Below are 14,587 nucleotides of genomic sequence, written 5' to 3' on the forward strand. Positions count from 1 at the left end.
CCACTCAATTGAAAGTTATGGAAACAGCAACTGCAAATGCTTCCACAGTAAAAAACCAGCAGGACTTCCTGCCGTTGAACGGAACTGACTACGTAGAATTTTATGTCGGCAACGCCAAACAGGCCGCACATTACTATAAAACTGCTTTTGGCTTCCAGTCTGTAGCTTACGCAGGCCCTGAAACCGGCGTCAGAGACCGCGTTTCTTACGTACTGGTGCAAAACAAACTGCGCTTCGTGCTGACTTCGCCATTACAGCCGAACAATCCCATGGCGGACCATGTAAACGCGCATGGTGACGGGGTAAAGGTCCTGGCCCTCTGGGTAGATGATGCCCGCTCCGCTTTCGAGGAAACAGTGAAACGTGGTGCAAAACCTTACATGGAACCTACAGTGGAAAAAGATGAGTTCGGCGAAGTGGTACGCAGCGGTATCCATACCTATGGCGACACCGTACACGTATTCGTAGAACGTAAAAATTATAAAGGCGCTTTCTTACCAGGTTATAAAGAATGGAAAACATCCTATAATCCTGCCGATACCGGTTTGCAGTATGTAGACCATTGCGTGGGTAACGTAGGCTGGAATGAAATGAACACCTGGGTTGACTTCTACGAAAAAGTGATGGGCTTCAGAAACCTGATCTCCTTCGATGACAGCGATATCTCTACTGAATACTCCGCACTGATGAGTAAAGTGATGAGTAACGGTAATGGCCGTGTGAAATTCCCGATCAACGAGCCGGCAGAAGGTAAAAAGAAATCCCAGATCGAAGAGTACCTGGATTTTTACGGTGGCCCTGGCGTACAGCACGTAGCCATCGCTACCAATGATATCGTGAAAACGGTATCTGAACTGCAGGCCCGCGGCGTTGAATTCCTCACCGTGCCTGCCTCTTACTACGAAACATTGCTGGAGAGAGTAGGCAAAATTGATGAAGAGATTGCTCCACTGCAGAAGCTCGGTATCCTTGTAGATCGCGATGATGAAGGATACTTACTGCAAATCTTTACCAAGCCAATCCAGGACCGTCCTACCGTTTTCTTTGAAATTATTCAACGTAAAGGTGCACAGTCCTTCGGTAAAGGAAACTTTAAAGCCCTGTTTGAGTCCATCGAAAGAGAACAGGCGCTCAGAGGTAACCTGTAATAACTGCTTATCACAACAACAAAATAGAGCCTGCATCCGGGGCTGCCTTGAGCAGTCCCGGATTTATTTTGCCCATAATTTATCCGCTTTCAGCCAGTTCCGGGGTGCGAACCTGCCGGGCGCCCGGTATTATCCGCAGCCGAAGGCTGCGGATAATACCGGAATACCTGTGCCCACTGATGTATTCTTGCGAAACTGCAACCCGATAGCACTCCTTATCAATACCTTCCACCCATTAGCATTTTCTTAATATATAAATATTCCTCCGGGCCAATCCGACTCAGCCATTTTTCCGTATATGAACCCGAATATATAAATCATATATTTCAAATTGATAACCTATGTCCAACAATAACTTGACCCGCAAGGCCTCCAATGCCTTGCTGCTGGCCGCTTTAGGCCTTAGCTCCGCTTTTACAGTGCCCGGAGAACCACAACCCACTTATCTGACCAGCATCAGCTCGTCAGGAGGCCGTACTACCGTAGAGTATAATGCCGACAAATCCATCAGCCGACTGGTGCAGGTGCACAAAGGCGAAAGTGGGGATTATAATGAGGTGATAAAGCCGGTATATGACAACGGCCGCCTCGTTAAAACCATGGCTTCCGATGGCGAATCTGCCGACGAGGTAAATACCAGCCTGGATTATAACCCGCAAGGCCAGGTAACCCGTATCAGCTATTTCCGCAATGGCGCGTCGTATGCCTACGATTCACTGGCTTACAACGAGGCAGGGCAGCTCACCACCCGTTATCAATACCAGTTGCAGCCTTCGAAAGGAATTTTTGACTACAGCGGCTACCAGGAATTTACCTGGGATGGGGCAGGTGATATTACCCGCCAGGATAATTATGGAAAACAGCCCGGGTTTTCAAAGTTTCTGCGCCTTTCCAGTATCAGTTACCGTTATGACAACAAGGTAAATTCCCGTCAGCAGCATCCAGGCCTCCGCTGGATACTGGAACTGCAGCCGGCGAACCTTTCTGCGCATAATGTGGTGTCTGAAACGCTGACCAGCAGCAGATCTTCACGGGCAGTGACCTCCACCTGCACCTATACGTATACAGGCGGCAAATTTCCGTTGAAAGCTACCTATACCTCCGATGCTGATCGCGAAATTGTTAAAATGGAATTTACAAGGTTGTAAGTACCCGGACAATAACTTAACTTTACATGCAATATAATTTGTAATTGTTTCGTTGTCTATGAGTATACAGACGCTGTTCGGGATTTTGTTTTTGCTGGCCGGGATTTTTCAGGCTATCACAGTCATTTTGATTTATCTTGGACACAAAAGCTATGTTTTACGGTTTATAAGCAGGAATGTGGCGATGGTACTCTATTCCCTTATTGCCTTTTTCTTATTTTTCCTGGCGTATATTAACCTGGCTTAACTTAAAATTTTGTTGAAATAGTATGAAGCGAATTTTAGCACTCGCATTGATGTTGTTGGCAGGGGGCAGTTTATATGCCCAGCAATCTTTTCTTGAAAACCAGAAGATGTACCCTAAAGTAGGAGAGGCGTACCGCCAGAAGGAAGAACTGATCCGTAAAGAATTTGAAAAGAAAGGACTGGCGTACCCTGCCAGGTATATCTTTATCCGTTCATTTAAACTGGACAGCGAAATGGAAATCTGGGTGAAAAACAATCCCCAGGATACTTTCCGCCTTTTCAAATCCTACAGGGTGTGTACATTGTCCGGTAAAATGGGACCAAAACGCAGGGAAGGCGATCGCCAGGTTCCCGAAGGGTTCTATTACATCAACGATTTCAACCCTAACAGCAACTATCACCTGTCGCTCGGTATCAATTACCCGAACTTTTCCGACCGCCTCCTGAGCGATCCCAAACGTCCGGGCAGTGAGATTTATATCCATGGTAACTGTATTACCGTTGGCTGTATCCCCCTTACCGATGAGTTTATCGATGAGGTATACATCCTTGCTGTAAATGCCAAAAACGCAGGTCAGGACTTTATCCCCGTGCATGTGTTTCCTGTCAAATTCAGCAATAGCAGGTCAGTAGATTATCTCTCCGGTGTACCGGTAACAGATTCAATCAGTCGTCCTTTCTGGGCGGACCTCCGCACAGCTTACGACTATTTCGAAAAACACCACAAATTGCCAGTGGTGATGATCGATGATAAAGGAAAATACACGCTGTAATAGCTATTATACTTTTCGAAACGAGGTGCCGGATCAGTAGTCTGGCACCTCGTTTCTTTTAGGGGGACCTACGGTCCCCTAAAAGTACATTAAATCGCTCCGCTGCACTGCTGTCGCTGCAATCGTTCCCAAATCTCCAGGGTAATCGGGGCACCAGCCACCCCTCGTTCTTTTTAGAGAAGATGGCAAAATTACGCGCTGATCTTTCCGTCGTTGGAATTTATCCCGGCTCTCCGGTGGGAGGCGGGCCACCAGCCGCCCTCGTTCTTTTTAGAAAATATGGCAAAATTACGCGCTGATTTTTGCGTCGTTGGAATTTATACCGGCTCTCCGGTTGGGGGGCGGGCCACCAGCCGCCCCTCGTACTTTTTAGAAAATATGGCAAAATTACGCGCTGATCTTTCCGTCGTTGGAATTTATCCCGGCTCTCCGATTGGAGGCGGGGCACCAGCCGCCCCTCGTTCTTTTCAAAAAGATGGCAAAATTACGCGCTGATCTTTCTGTTGTTGGAATTTATCCCGGCTCTCCGGTTGGGGGGCGGGGCACCGGCCGCCCCTCGTTCTTTTTAGAAAATATGGCAAAATTACGCGCTGATTTTTCCGTCGTTGGAATTTATCCCGGCTCTCCGGTGGGAGGCGGGGCACCAGCCGCCCCTCGTTCTTTTCAAAAAGATGGCAAAATTACGCGCTGATTTTACCGTCGTTGGAATTTATCCCGGCTCTCCGGTGGGAGGCGGGCCACCGGCCCACCTCCCACCGCAGTTTTCGTTTGCCGAAGGCAAACGAAAACTGCGGGCTTAATAACAAAAATCTTCCGTCTTAACCATTCTTATACCGCTTCGCAAGAAATCCTTCGCTTTCATCCATGTTAATTTGGTTTTTATTAAATTTTTTCTAAACTTACCAGCCGGTCAAATCAATTCATTATTATGCACAGAAGAGACGCAATAAGGAATGTGGCGATTTTGTTGGGTACAGCCATTTCCGCTTCCACGTTATCAGCTTTAGAGAGCTGCACAGGGTCCGCTCCGAAAAATTATGACCTTCACACACCACAGACCAAAGCTATGGTGGCTGAAGTAGCGGATACCATCATTCCTACCACCGATACTCCGGGAGCCAAGGCGGCGAAGGTAGATGAGTTCATCATCACCATGATGAACGACTGCTATAAGAAAGAAGACCAGGAACTGTTCCTCTCTGGCCTGAAAAAAATTGATGAAGCCAGCAAAAAGAAATTCCAGAAAGCATTCCTGGAGCTGACTCCAGAACAACGCACCGAAGTACTTACCGAAATCGATAAGGAACGTGTAGCGTATAATAAACGGGATAATAAGAAAGACGGTGATGCTGCCCATTACTTCCAGGCAATGAAAGACCTGACCCTGGTAGGTTACTTCACTTCTGAACCAGGCGCAACACAGGCTTTACGCTATGTGCGCGTTCCAGGCAAATACGAAGGATGTGTGCCTTATAAAAAAGGTGATAAAGCATGGGCAACCTGATAACCTCCGGTTATACAGCTCAATTGGTTGATGTAGTATGGCCCCTCGCGCCAAACTGATTCTTTCTTATTTATTAAATCCGTAGACAATGAACTTAAATACAAAAGCACAGGAGCAGAATACCTACGATGCAATCGTAATCGGCTCCGGTGTGAGCGGTGGATGGGCTGCTAAAGAGCTCACTGAAAAAGGACTGAAAGTTTTAATGCTGGATCGTGGTAAACAACTCGAACACGTGAAGGATTACGACACTGCGATGAAAGATCCATGGGAATTCCCTCACCGTGGCCGCCTCACCGTAGATCAGCGCGAAACACATCCTAAGCTGAGCCGCGACTACCCTTACTCTGAACACAACGAAAAATTCTGGATCAACGATTCACAATCTCCATACAACGAAGTAAAACGCTTCGACTGGTACCGCCCGGATATCGTAGGTGGTAAGTCAATTATGTGGGGCCGCCAGTCTTACCGCTGGTCCGACCTTGATTTCGAAGCCAACCTGAAAGATGGTATCGCTGTTGACTGGCCTATCCGCTATAAGGACCTGGCGCCATGGTACGATTACGTTGAAAAATTTGCCGGTATCTCCGGTACCCGCGAAGGTTTACCGCAACTGCCTGATGGCCAGTTTATGCCGGCAATGCCAATGAACTGCGTGGAAATCGACGTAAAGAAAAAAGTGGAATCAGCCTTTAAAGGCCGTATCATCACCATGGGACGCGTGGCCAACATCACCGAACCATTACCTGGCCGCGAAAAATGCCAGTTCCGTAACCTCTGCAGCCGTGGTTGTCCTTTCGGTGCCTACTTCAGCACACAGTCATCCACATTGCCTGCTGCCATGGCTACCGGTAACCTCACCCTGCGTCCGGACTCTATCGTGAACTCTATCATCTACGATGAACAAAAAGGTAAAGCTACCGGCGTTCGCGTAATCGATAAAAATACCAAGCAAATGACCGAATACTACGCGAAGATCTTCTTCGTAAACGGTTCTACTCTTGGTACCACCTTCGTACTGCTCAACTCCATCTCCAAACGTTTCCCGAACGGTTTGGGTAACGACAGCGGTACACTGGGTAAATATCTCATGGATCACCACTTCCGCACCGGCGCCTCCGGTACCGCTGAAGGCTATGATGATAAATACACCTTTGGCCGCCGTGCAAACGGTATCTACATCCCACGCTACCGCAACGTAGGCAGCGATAAGCGCGATTACCTCCGTGGCTTCGGCTACCAGGGTGGTGCCAGCCGCGGTGCCATGTGGAGCAAAGGTATCGCTGAAATGGGCGTGGGTAAAGACTTTAAAGACTCCCTCGTAGAACCGGGACAATGGTCCATGGGCCTCGGTGGTTTCGGCGAATGCTTACCTTACGAAGACAACCAGGTAACCCTCGACAACTCCGTGAAGGATGCATGGGGACAGCCAGTGCTGAAATTCGACGTGGAGTTCAAAGAGAACGAAAAGAAAATGCGCGTGGATATGATGAACGACGCCGCAGAAATGCTCGAAGCCGCTGGCCTGAAAAATATCAAAACTTACGATAACGGCTCTTACCCTGGTATGGCTATCCACGAAATGGGTACCGCACGTATGGGCCGCGATCCTAAAACTTCTATGCTCAACGGAAACAACCAGCTGCATGCAGTACCTAACGTATTCGTTACCGATGGTGCTTCCATGACCTCCGCAGCCTGCGTGAATCCTTCTCTCACCTACATGGCCATGACTGCCCGCGCAGCTGACTTTGCAGTGAAAGAGCTGAAGAAAGGAAACATATAATTCATTTGACCGAAGGGTGACTGACAGCAGCATAATGAATGAACGTTTGTGAAAACGTATATCCATTACCGTTATCTGCTGGCAGCTCACCCTTTTCCAATTTCTGCCAACATGAACCTGAATATAAAAGCTGAAAAAGAAAATACCTACGATGCCATCGTGGTAGGCTCCGGCATCAGTGGTGGATGGGCCGCAAAAGAACTTTGCGAAAAAGGCCTGAAAACACTGGTACTGGAAAGAGGCCGTAATGTAGAACACATCAAGGACTACACCACCGCCATGATGGACCCATGGGAGTTCCCACACCGCCTCCGTCAGACCAATGAAATGCGGGAGAAACACCCGATCCAGAGCCAATGCTACGCCTTCGACGAAGGTACCCAGCAGTTCTGGGTAAACGACCTGGAAAATCCTTACAACCAGGTAAAACCTTTCAACTGGCTGCGTGGCTACCACGTAGGTGGCCGCTCCCTCATGTGGGGCCGTCAGGTATACCGCTGGAGCGACCTCGATTTCGAAGCCAATGCAAAAGATGGCCATGGGGTAGACTGGCCTATCAGATATAAAGACATTGCGCCCTGGTACGAGTATGTAGAACGCTACATCGGCGTGAGTGGACAGGCGGAAGGCCTGCCGCAGCTGCCGGATGGTATCTTCATGCCTGCCATGGAAATGAACTGCCTCGAAAAACACGTGGCCTCCCGCGTAAAAGAGCAGTATAAAGATCGTATCATCACCATCGGCCGTGTGGCACACGTCACACAAAAGCATAACGGTCGCGGACCTTGTCAGTCCAGGAACCTCTGTGCACGCGGATGCCCTTATACCGGCTACTTCAGCAGCAACGGTGTTACCCTGCCAGCTGCCGCAGCTACCGGCAACCTTACCCTGCGCCCTGACTCAATCGTAATGGAAGTATTGTACGATAAAGACACCGCAAAGGCTACCGGCGTACGTATCCTCGATGCACACACGAACCAGACCGTTGATTACTTCGCAAAAGTGATCTTCATGAATGGTTCTACACTGGGTACCACCCAGGTGATGCTTAACTCCGTGTCCGACCGCTTCCCGAACGGATTTGGTAACGACAGCGGTCAACTCGGCCACAACCTGATGGACCACCATTATGGCGTAGGTGCCGGTGGAGATTTTGAAGGTTACGAAGATCAATACTCTAACGCGGGCCGCCGTCCTAACGGTATCTACATTCCCCGCTTCCGTAACGTGAACGCAGCTACGATGCAGAAAGACTATGTACGCGGCTTCGGTTACCAGGGTGGTGCAGGCCGTGGCAGAGGCACCGGCTCGGAAGGTATTGGAGTGGCACTGAAAGAGTCGCAGCTCTATCCGGGTAAATGGAGCATGGGCATTGGCTCCTGGGGTGAGCACCTGCCTTACTTCGAAAACAAGGTAACACTCAACAAAGAGAAGAAAGATAAGTACGGACTGCCAACCCTCGATATCGATTGTGAATTCAAGGAGAACGAGATGGCGATGCGTAAAGACATGAAGGAAAGTGCCATTGAAATGCTGGAAAAAGCGGGTCTGAAAAACGTACACGGCTACGATGGCGCACCGCCTCCGGGCCACTGTATCCACGAAATGGGTACCGCGCGTATGGGCCGCGATCCTAAAACTTCCGTACTCAATGGCTTCAACCAGGTACATGCGGCACAGAACGTGTTTGTGACCGATGGCGCCTGCATGACTTCCTCTTCCTGCGTAAATCCAAGTATCACCTATATGGCGCTTACCGCCAGAGCAGCGGATCACGCAGTAAGTGAATTGAAAAAAGGCAATATTTAATACCACCTATAATCGTAGTCAAAGGCATACGATTATATGGAGCCCGGGCCGTTGGTCCCGGGCTCTTTATTTTTGCGCTATTACAATGGTGTGTATCTCCGCTGCATTCCCGCGATGAAAAGTTTTATACATCACCTCCAATATTTTGAATTGATTGGCCGTCAATTCCTGCTGTATCACTTCCATGTCATGATAATAAAAGTAGGTGCGGTCGCCACTGCTGCCAGCTATAAAGCCCGACTGTGCCGGATCTCCTGCCACAAAGCTGCAATAGAAAATACCAGCCGGTGCCAGTAATGCATAGCAATCCCTGCATAACTTTGACATATCAGTGGCGGACAAATATGGCGCACAAAAGCCCGCAATGATTCCGTGGAAACCAGGTGTCAGTAAATGAAGATCCCGGCTGTCCAATACTTGGAAGTTAGCGCCAGGGGCCATTTCCTGCGCAATCATAATCATGTTTTGGGAGATATCAGTGCCGACTATACGAAAATCGGGCCTCACTGCCAGCAGATACCGGGTAATATTTCCCGGACCGCAACCCAGCTCCAGAATCGCGGCATGCCGCATGGGCACCAGCTCACAAAAACGATCATACGTATCGTTATATAAGTCCAGGTCCATAAACCTGTTCTTGTACAACTGCGCTATCTTATCCCAGGTAGAAAAAGTTTCTTTGTAGGGGTCCATGTAATCTAAGTTACAGCTTTTCCATGGGGCGCCGTATCATCTTTCAACCCACACGCAGGAGAGGGGCGCCACCGGCGCCCCTCCCTAAATTATCCGCTGCCGAAGGCAGCGGATAATTTAGGGCCACAAAAAAAATCATACATCCACAAAAAGCCGTATTTTGTACACTTATCCTAACTTCAACTACAACTTAGAGCAATGAAAAAAGTGATTCTGAGCGGGATGCTAGCCTTATCCTGCTGGTTGTGCCAGGGCGTAAACGCGCAAAGCAAACATACCTTTGCCCTTGGAAAATCTGAGTTCCTCCTGGATGGCAAACCATACCAGATTATCAGCGGAGAAATGCACCCTGCCCGCATCCCGCACCAATACTGGCGTCACAGAATTCAGATGGCCAAAGCCATGGGTTGCAACACTATCGCCGCCTACGTTTTCTGGAACTACCATGAAACAGAAAAAGGCAAATTCGACTTCACCACCACCAATCACAACATTGCTGAATTCGTGAAAATAGCGCAGGAAGAAGGCATGTGGGTGATGCTGCGCCCCGGCCCCTATGTATGTGCAGAGTGGGAGTTCGGCGGACTGCCATCCTACCTGCTGCAAACACCTGACATCAAGGTGCGCTGCATGGATCCCCGTTACATTGAAAATGTACAACGTTACGTAGATGCGCTCGCTGCCGAAGTAAAACCCCTGCTGGTCACCAACGGCGGACCTATCGTAATGGTGCAGGTGGAAAATGAGTACGGCAGCTATGGTAACGATAAACAATACCTTTACACCTTAAAAGATATGTGGGTGAAGAATGGCATTAATGTACCATTCTATACCGCAGATGGCCCTACGCCGTTTATGTTGGAAGCCGGATCGGTGGAAGGCGCCGCCATCGGCCTCGATTCCGGCGGCTCTGAAGCAGATTTTGAACAGGCAAAAAAACAAAACCCTAACGTGCCGGCCTTCAGCAGCGAATCCTACCCGGGATGGCTAACCCACTGGGGCGAAAAATGGCAGCGCCCGGGTGCTGATGGCATCGTGAAGGAAGTGAAGTTTTTGATGGACACCAAACGATCCTTTAACTTATACGTGATCCACGGCGGCACCAACTTCGGCTATATGGCCGGCGCCAACTCCGGCGGAAAGGGCTATGAACCGGATGTTACCAGCTACGACTATGATGCCCCGATTAATGAACAGGGGGACACCACTGCCAAATACATGGCACTCCGTAAGCTGATGGCTTCCTATCTCCCGAAGGGAAAAAAATTACCAGCCATACCTAAAGCCATACCTACTACCACTTTTGCGCCGGTAACCCTGCAACCATTTACCACCGTATGGGAACACCTGCCGGCACCCGTTAAAAAAGTGCAGCCGGTACCGTTTGAGGCAGTAGGGCAGGACTATGGATTTATGGTGTATAAAACCACGCTCATCGGCCACAAAAGCGGCAAATTAACCATAAAGGAACTGCATGATTATGCCACCGTATTTCTCAATGGAAAATATGTGGGTAAGATTGACCGCCGACTCGGTGAAAACAGCATCTCTTTACCTAAATCTGATGTCAAAGACCCGGTGCTGGAAATACTGGTGGAAGGCATGGGCCGCATCAACTTTGCCGAAGCCATGATCGACCGCAAAGGCATCACCGACCGCGTGATCCTCAACGGCATGACCCTCATGAACTGGGAACAGTACCGCCTGCCAATGACGGAGCAGTTTGTGCAGGACCTGGCAAAAGGCCATGCTACCACGGATAGCCGCGAGGGTAAATTCTTCAAAGGCAGCTTCGAACTGGCAGCCGCCAATGATACTTATATCGACCTGTCTGCCTTCAAAAAAGGCATCGTATGGGTAAACGGACATAACCTGGGCCGCTACTGGGAAATAGGCCCGCAAAAACGTCTGTACTGCCCGGCCCCATGGCTGAAAAAAGGCAGCAACGACATCATCGTATTCGACCTGCACCAGCAGGAAGCCGCCACCGTGAAAGGTGAGAAAACACTCGAATAGTACATAATAATTGATTTCAGGCCGGAAAACAGCATTTTTTGTCGTTTTCCGGCCTGTGTCGTTTCCAGGAGCACCGCCTTTAAATTTTCAGGAAAATTCGTTATCTTAGGTTAGAGTCGGTTTTTCATTTCTTAACACCAAATTAGGCTTACCATGGGAACAGTACGCAACATCCTGGAGGCCAAGGGTCACGCAGTTTACGCTATTCGTCCTGACAACACCGTGTACGAAGGAATTCAAATGCTGGTAGATCGAAACGTTGGGGCATTGACGGTTGTAGATGAAAATGACCATTGCCTTGGAATCTTCTCCGAACGCGACTACGCCCGACGTGTCATCCTCAAGGGACGGGCATCCAAAGACACACTTATCAGCGAAATTATGACAGCAGATCCTTACACGGTTACAGTAGAAAGCTCTATTGAAGACTGTATGGTGAAAATGACGGACAAACATATCCGCCACCTGCCTGTTGTAAACGACCAAAATCAATTGATCGGAATTATTTCTATCGGCGATGTTGTGAAGTATATTATTAACGACCAAAAACATATCATCTCCAACCTGGAGTTGTATATCAATGGCTCGCACGGCTAAACGAAAAAGGGCCGGTTGCTCCACCGAACAACCAGCCCTTTGAAACTGATAAAGACGGAATCAACCAGCGCGTTTCGCCTCTGCACTGGCACCAGTTTGACGGTCACGTGCGGCTTTAATGGTGTTACTGCCGAATTTATAACTAAAGTAAATTCCTACTGTTCTGTATTGCCAGATGTTATAAATACTCATATCCAATGAGCCATACTGCGCTCTCCCACGGAAATACTGTACAGATAACAGGTTGTTTACATTCAATTTTACCGTTGCCTTTTTTTCCAGGAAAGTTTTCTGGATACCAAGGTTTGCGTTATACTGCGGATCACCCTTGAATATACCGAAAATAAACGGCGACTGATAGAAACCTGTTAGCTCAATCTTGTAGTCTTTCGGCAGACTGAATGACTGCGTAGTATTAGCGCTGTAGCTATAGTTGGTACGCGTTTCCAGCGGTCCGCTGCCCACCTGTACCAGGTAACTGGCGTAAGAAAGATTCACGTTGTTATCCATATGCCACCACTTGGTAACGTCAATCGGCACCGTCACATTCAGGTTCATGAAATCAGCATGGTTGTAGTTTACATCAGTACTGGTCGTAATCTTCGTATCATTATCCTGCGTCAGGAATTCTTCGATGATATGATTGATCCGGCTGGCGTTAAACGTAAAAATATACTTGTCCTTTAGTACATAACTCAGTTCCCCGGTACTGGTATACTGCGGCTTCAGGAAAGGATTTCCCTGGCGGTAGGTATAACGGTCCAGGTAAAAAATGAAAGGGTTCAGCTGCCCGTATTCAGGTCGGTCAATTCTCCTGGTGTAACTCAAACTGAGTTTGTTTTTATCGTTGATCTTTTGTTCCACACTAATATTCGGGAAGAAATTAAGGTAGTTATTTACTACCGTACTGTCCATCGTGTGGGAGTAACCGTTAGAGCGGGTATATTCCAGTCGCCCGCCCAGGTTAAAGCTGGTTTTGTTAATCGACTTTTTGTAGCTGGCATACGCTGCGTATACATCTTCCTGGTAATCAAATTCATCACTCTGGGAATATGCTCTCACATATTTGCCGCTTTGCAGGGAGTCATATAGCATCACATTATTGGTAGATACAAAGCTCACCTTGGCACCCGTTTCGAGTTTACCCTGTTTGCCCCATGGAAACACCATATCCGTTTTCAGACTCTTGATCGTAATGTTAGTTGCTGCATTGTTCTGCACTCCATTCATGTTACGGTATTGGTGGGTGTGATTATCCAGCATACTATCGTTGAGGATCATATGCCGCTGGTTGCGGAAGTTGGCATAATCGGCATCTACGCTTATTTCTTTACCCATCGTATCCAGTACGCCTTTGTAGTTCAGGTTTACGGCGATGTTGTCGAAGTTATTGTCGTTCGTAGTATAGGATGAGAGAATGGAATCCGGTGCCATGCCTGGTTTGAACAGGTTGGTAGTACTGGGTATCCTGGAAGAAAAGGAGTTGTTATAACCATTTACCAGTACGCCTACGGTGTGTTTGTCGTTGATGAAGTAATCCAGTCCTGCTTTGTAGCTTCTGTCGTTAAACTTATTTTTTTGTTTGATATCCTGGGAGAGCATCGACGTGTCGTTCACATCCCGGAAGGTGCGCCGGAAGTCGCGCTGCACATAGTTGCGGTATTCCCCGAGGCTACCATTCCCGTACAGGTTAAACTTTTCCGTACGCCAGTTGAAGTTACCGCCACCATTGATCTGTGGGTACCAGCCTTGCGTGAAGGTACCATTCACAGACCCGTTGATGCCGGTCATTTTACCCTTCTTGGTTTTGATGTTGATGATACCACCGTTTCCGGAAGCATCGTATTTGGCGGGAGGAGTAGTCATCAGCTCTATTTGCGCAATGTTTTCGGCGGGTGTACTTTTGAGGAGGTTCGTCAGCTGTTCTCCGGAGAGATAGGTGAGCTTACCGTCTACCATTACCTGTACGGACTTGCCCTGGAGGATTACGTTTTCGTTGTTGTCGAGGTTAACGCCCGGCGCCTTACGCAGTAAATCCAGGGCTGTGTTACCGGCAGCGGTAGGGCTGCTTTCCACGTTCAGGATGGTTTTGCCGGGTTCTCTTTCTATATAAGGCTTCTGGGCGGTTACGTTTACGGCCTGCAAACTTTTAGTAAGCGGCTCCAGTGCAATGCTGTCGAAGCTGAATTTCTTATGGGAGGCATCTATCTGGAAGTTGGGAATAAAATGGGTGCTAAAGCCCATTTGGGAGGCCTGGATGAAGTATTCGCCCTCCGGGATGTTACTGAAATTACAGGTGCCGTTTTCAGTGGATAATTCCCCCTTAACCAGGGAAGAGTCTTGTGTTTTGCGTAACAAAATACTGGCGAAAGGCAAGGGTTTTCCTGCTTTATCACTGACTTTTACAGAAATGGTACCGTTTACGGCGGCAGACTTTTGAGCATTGGCGGTTAACATTAGGTGCATAAGCATTCCCAACGCAATCATTAGTTTTCTCATACTATCGAGGCGGTTATTAATTTTTCTCCAAGCAAAAATTCAGGCTAAAAACCTTATGGACTATCTGATGTTTAAAATTGAAAAGCTACCCAACAACACTTTACAGGGTGATTCCTTGGTTTCCGTGTTTGAATTGCAATATTTCTTCTCTGGTTCCGGGTCAGCTGTTTCGGCAGGCTTGATGATGTTGCCTGCTGAAAATAAGTAGAAAGGTAAAACATCGGGGGACAAATGAGGCCCGTGGCTTGCTACCATGCTGCCCCCGCAGGCCACGGCCGCCGTTATTCCAATCAATAAAAAAGCAACTTTTTTCATAAGGCTGTTTTTCTAAAGACGCCTTTGTATGAAAAAAGTTGCACCGCCTG

The 14,587-nt window shown here is 48.4% G+C and carries 12 protein-coding genes; 9 read left to right on the forward strand and 3 right to left on the reverse strand.

What is annotated here, in order from left to right; genetic code table 11:
- Positions 1-17 precede the first annotated feature (17 nt).
- From hppD to BUB18_RS24410, 7 genes are all read left to right on the forward strand, one after another.
- Positions 18-1,148: a 4-hydroxyphenylpyruvate dioxygenase gene (gene hppD / locus BUB18_RS24375; RefSeq protein ID WP_073086137.1), complete on the forward strand. Its 1,131-nt coding sequence runs from the start codon at positions 18-20 to the stop codon at positions 1,146-1,148.
- A 341-nt stretch (positions 1,149-1,489) separates the two neighbouring features.
- Complete coding sequence (locus BUB18_RS24380; protein ID WP_073086139.1) at positions 1,490-2,296, forward strand: hypothetical protein; 807 nt, start codon at positions 1,490-1,492, stop codon at positions 2,294-2,296.
- Between the two features lie 269 nt (positions 2,297-2,565).
- Positions 2,566-3,315 (forward strand): L,D-transpeptidase family protein, encoded by a 750-nt coding sequence (locus BUB18_RS24390; RefSeq protein ID WP_073086143.1) that lies wholly within the window; start codon positions 2,566-2,568, stop codon positions 3,313-3,315.
- A 475-nt stretch (positions 3,316-3,790) separates the two neighbouring features.
- On the forward strand, positions 3,791-4,006 hold the full coding sequence (locus tag BUB18_RS24395; RefSeq protein WP_143160087.1) for a hypothetical protein: 216 nt from the start codon (positions 3,791-3,793) through the stop codon (positions 4,004-4,006).
- A 237-nt stretch (positions 4,007-4,243) separates the two neighbouring features.
- Entirely contained in the window at positions 4,244-4,819 is a 576-nt protein-coding gene (locus BUB18_RS24400) for a gluconate 2-dehydrogenase subunit 3 family protein (RefSeq protein ID WP_073086147.1), read from the forward strand.
- An 88-nt stretch (positions 4,820-4,907) separates the two neighbouring features.
- Positions 4,908-6,608 (forward strand): GMC oxidoreductase, encoded by a 1,701-nt coding sequence (locus tag BUB18_RS24405; RefSeq protein WP_073086149.1) that lies wholly within the window; start codon positions 4,908-4,910, stop codon positions 6,606-6,608.
- Between the two features lie 111 nt (positions 6,609-6,719).
- On the forward strand, positions 6,720-8,417 hold the full coding sequence (locus tag BUB18_RS24410; protein WP_073086504.1) for a GMC oxidoreductase: 1,698 nt from the start codon (positions 6,720-6,722) through the stop codon (positions 8,415-8,417).
- A 66-nt stretch (positions 8,418-8,483) separates the two neighbouring features.
- Here the strand turns inward: BUB18_RS24410 and BUB18_RS24415 are convergent, their stop codons facing one another.
- Entirely contained in the window at positions 8,484-9,110 is a 627-nt protein-coding gene (locus BUB18_RS24415; protein ID WP_073086151.1) for a class I SAM-dependent methyltransferase, read from the reverse strand.
- A 198-nt stretch (positions 9,111-9,308) separates the two neighbouring features.
- Here BUB18_RS24415 and BUB18_RS24420 point away from each other — a divergent pair, with 198 nt between their 5' ends.
- Positions 9,309-11,126 (forward strand): glycoside hydrolase family 35 protein, encoded by a 1,818-nt coding sequence (locus tag BUB18_RS24420; RefSeq protein WP_073086153.1) that lies wholly within the window; start codon positions 9,309-9,311, stop codon positions 11,124-11,126.
- A gap of 153 nt (positions 11,127-11,279) precedes the next feature.
- The gene (locus tag BUB18_RS24425) at positions 11,280-11,723 is read left to right on the forward strand and encodes a CBS domain-containing protein (RefSeq protein WP_073086155.1); all 444 of its coding nucleotides are present in this window, start codon (positions 11,280-11,282) and stop codon (positions 11,721-11,723) included.
- Positions 11,724-11,783: 60 nt separating this feature from the next.
- Here BUB18_RS24425 and BUB18_RS24430 read toward each other — a convergent pair whose 3' ends face one another.
- Positions 11,784-14,222 (reverse strand): outer membrane beta-barrel protein, encoded by a 2,439-nt coding sequence (locus BUB18_RS24430; protein ID WP_083550715.1) that lies wholly within the window; start codon positions 14,220-14,222, stop codon positions 11,784-11,786.
- 60 nt (positions 14,223-14,282) lie between these two features.
- Positions 14,283-14,537 carry a hypothetical protein gene (locus tag BUB18_RS29505; RefSeq protein WP_143160088.1) on the reverse strand — a complete coding sequence of 85 codons (255 nt, stop codon included), beginning with the start codon at positions 14,535-14,537 and terminating at the stop codon, positions 14,283-14,285.
- Between the last annotated feature and the right edge of the window lie 50 nt (positions 14,538-14,587).

The sequence above is a fragment of the Chitinophaga jiangningensis genome, assembly GCF_900142605.1.
Lineage (GTDB): Bacteria > Bacteroidota > Bacteroidia > Chitinophagales > Chitinophagaceae > Chitinophaga > Chitinophaga jiangningensis.

Coding starts and splice junctions, on each gene's coding strand:
- BUB18_RS24390 (WP_073086143.1), top strand. CDS start 2,566: ATGAAGCGAATTTTAGCACTCGCATTGATGTTGTTGGCAGGGGGCAGT.
- BUB18_RS24415 (WP_073086151.1), bottom strand. CDS start 9,110: ATGGACCCCTACAAAGAAACTTTTTCTACCTGGGATAAGATAGCGCAG.
- BUB18_RS24430 (WP_083550715.1), bottom strand. CDS start 14,222: ATGAGAAAACTAATGATTGCGTTGGGAATGCTTATGCACCTAATGTTA.
- BUB18_RS24380 (WP_073086139.1), top strand. CDS start 1,490: ATGTCCAACAATAACTTGACCCGCAAGGCCTCCAATGCCTTGCTGCTG.
- hppD (WP_073086137.1), top strand. CDS start 18: ATGGAAACAGCAACTGCAAATGCTTCCACAGTAAAAAACCAGCAGGAC.
- BUB18_RS24405 (WP_073086149.1), top strand. CDS start 4,908: ATGAACTTAAATACAAAAGCACAGGAGCAGAATACCTACGATGCAATC.
- BUB18_RS24420 (WP_073086153.1), top strand. CDS start 9,309: ATGAAAAAAGTGATTCTGAGCGGGATGCTAGCCTTATCCTGCTGGTTG.
- BUB18_RS24400 (WP_073086147.1), top strand. CDS start 4,244: ATGCACAGAAGAGACGCAATAAGGAATGTGGCGATTTTGTTGGGTACA.
- BUB18_RS24395 (WP_143160087.1), top strand. CDS start 3,791: ATGGCAAAATTACGCGCTGATCTTTCTGTTGTTGGAATTTATCCCGGC.
- BUB18_RS29505 (WP_143160088.1), bottom strand. CDS start 14,537: ATGAAAAAAGTTGCTTTTTTATTGATTGGAATAACGGCGGCCGTGGCC.
- BUB18_RS24410 (WP_073086504.1), top strand. CDS start 6,720: ATGAACCTGAATATAAAAGCTGAAAAAGAAAATACCTACGATGCCATC.
- BUB18_RS24425 (WP_073086155.1), top strand. CDS start 11,280: ATGGGAACAGTACGCAACATCCTGGAGGCCAAGGGTCACGCAGTTTAC.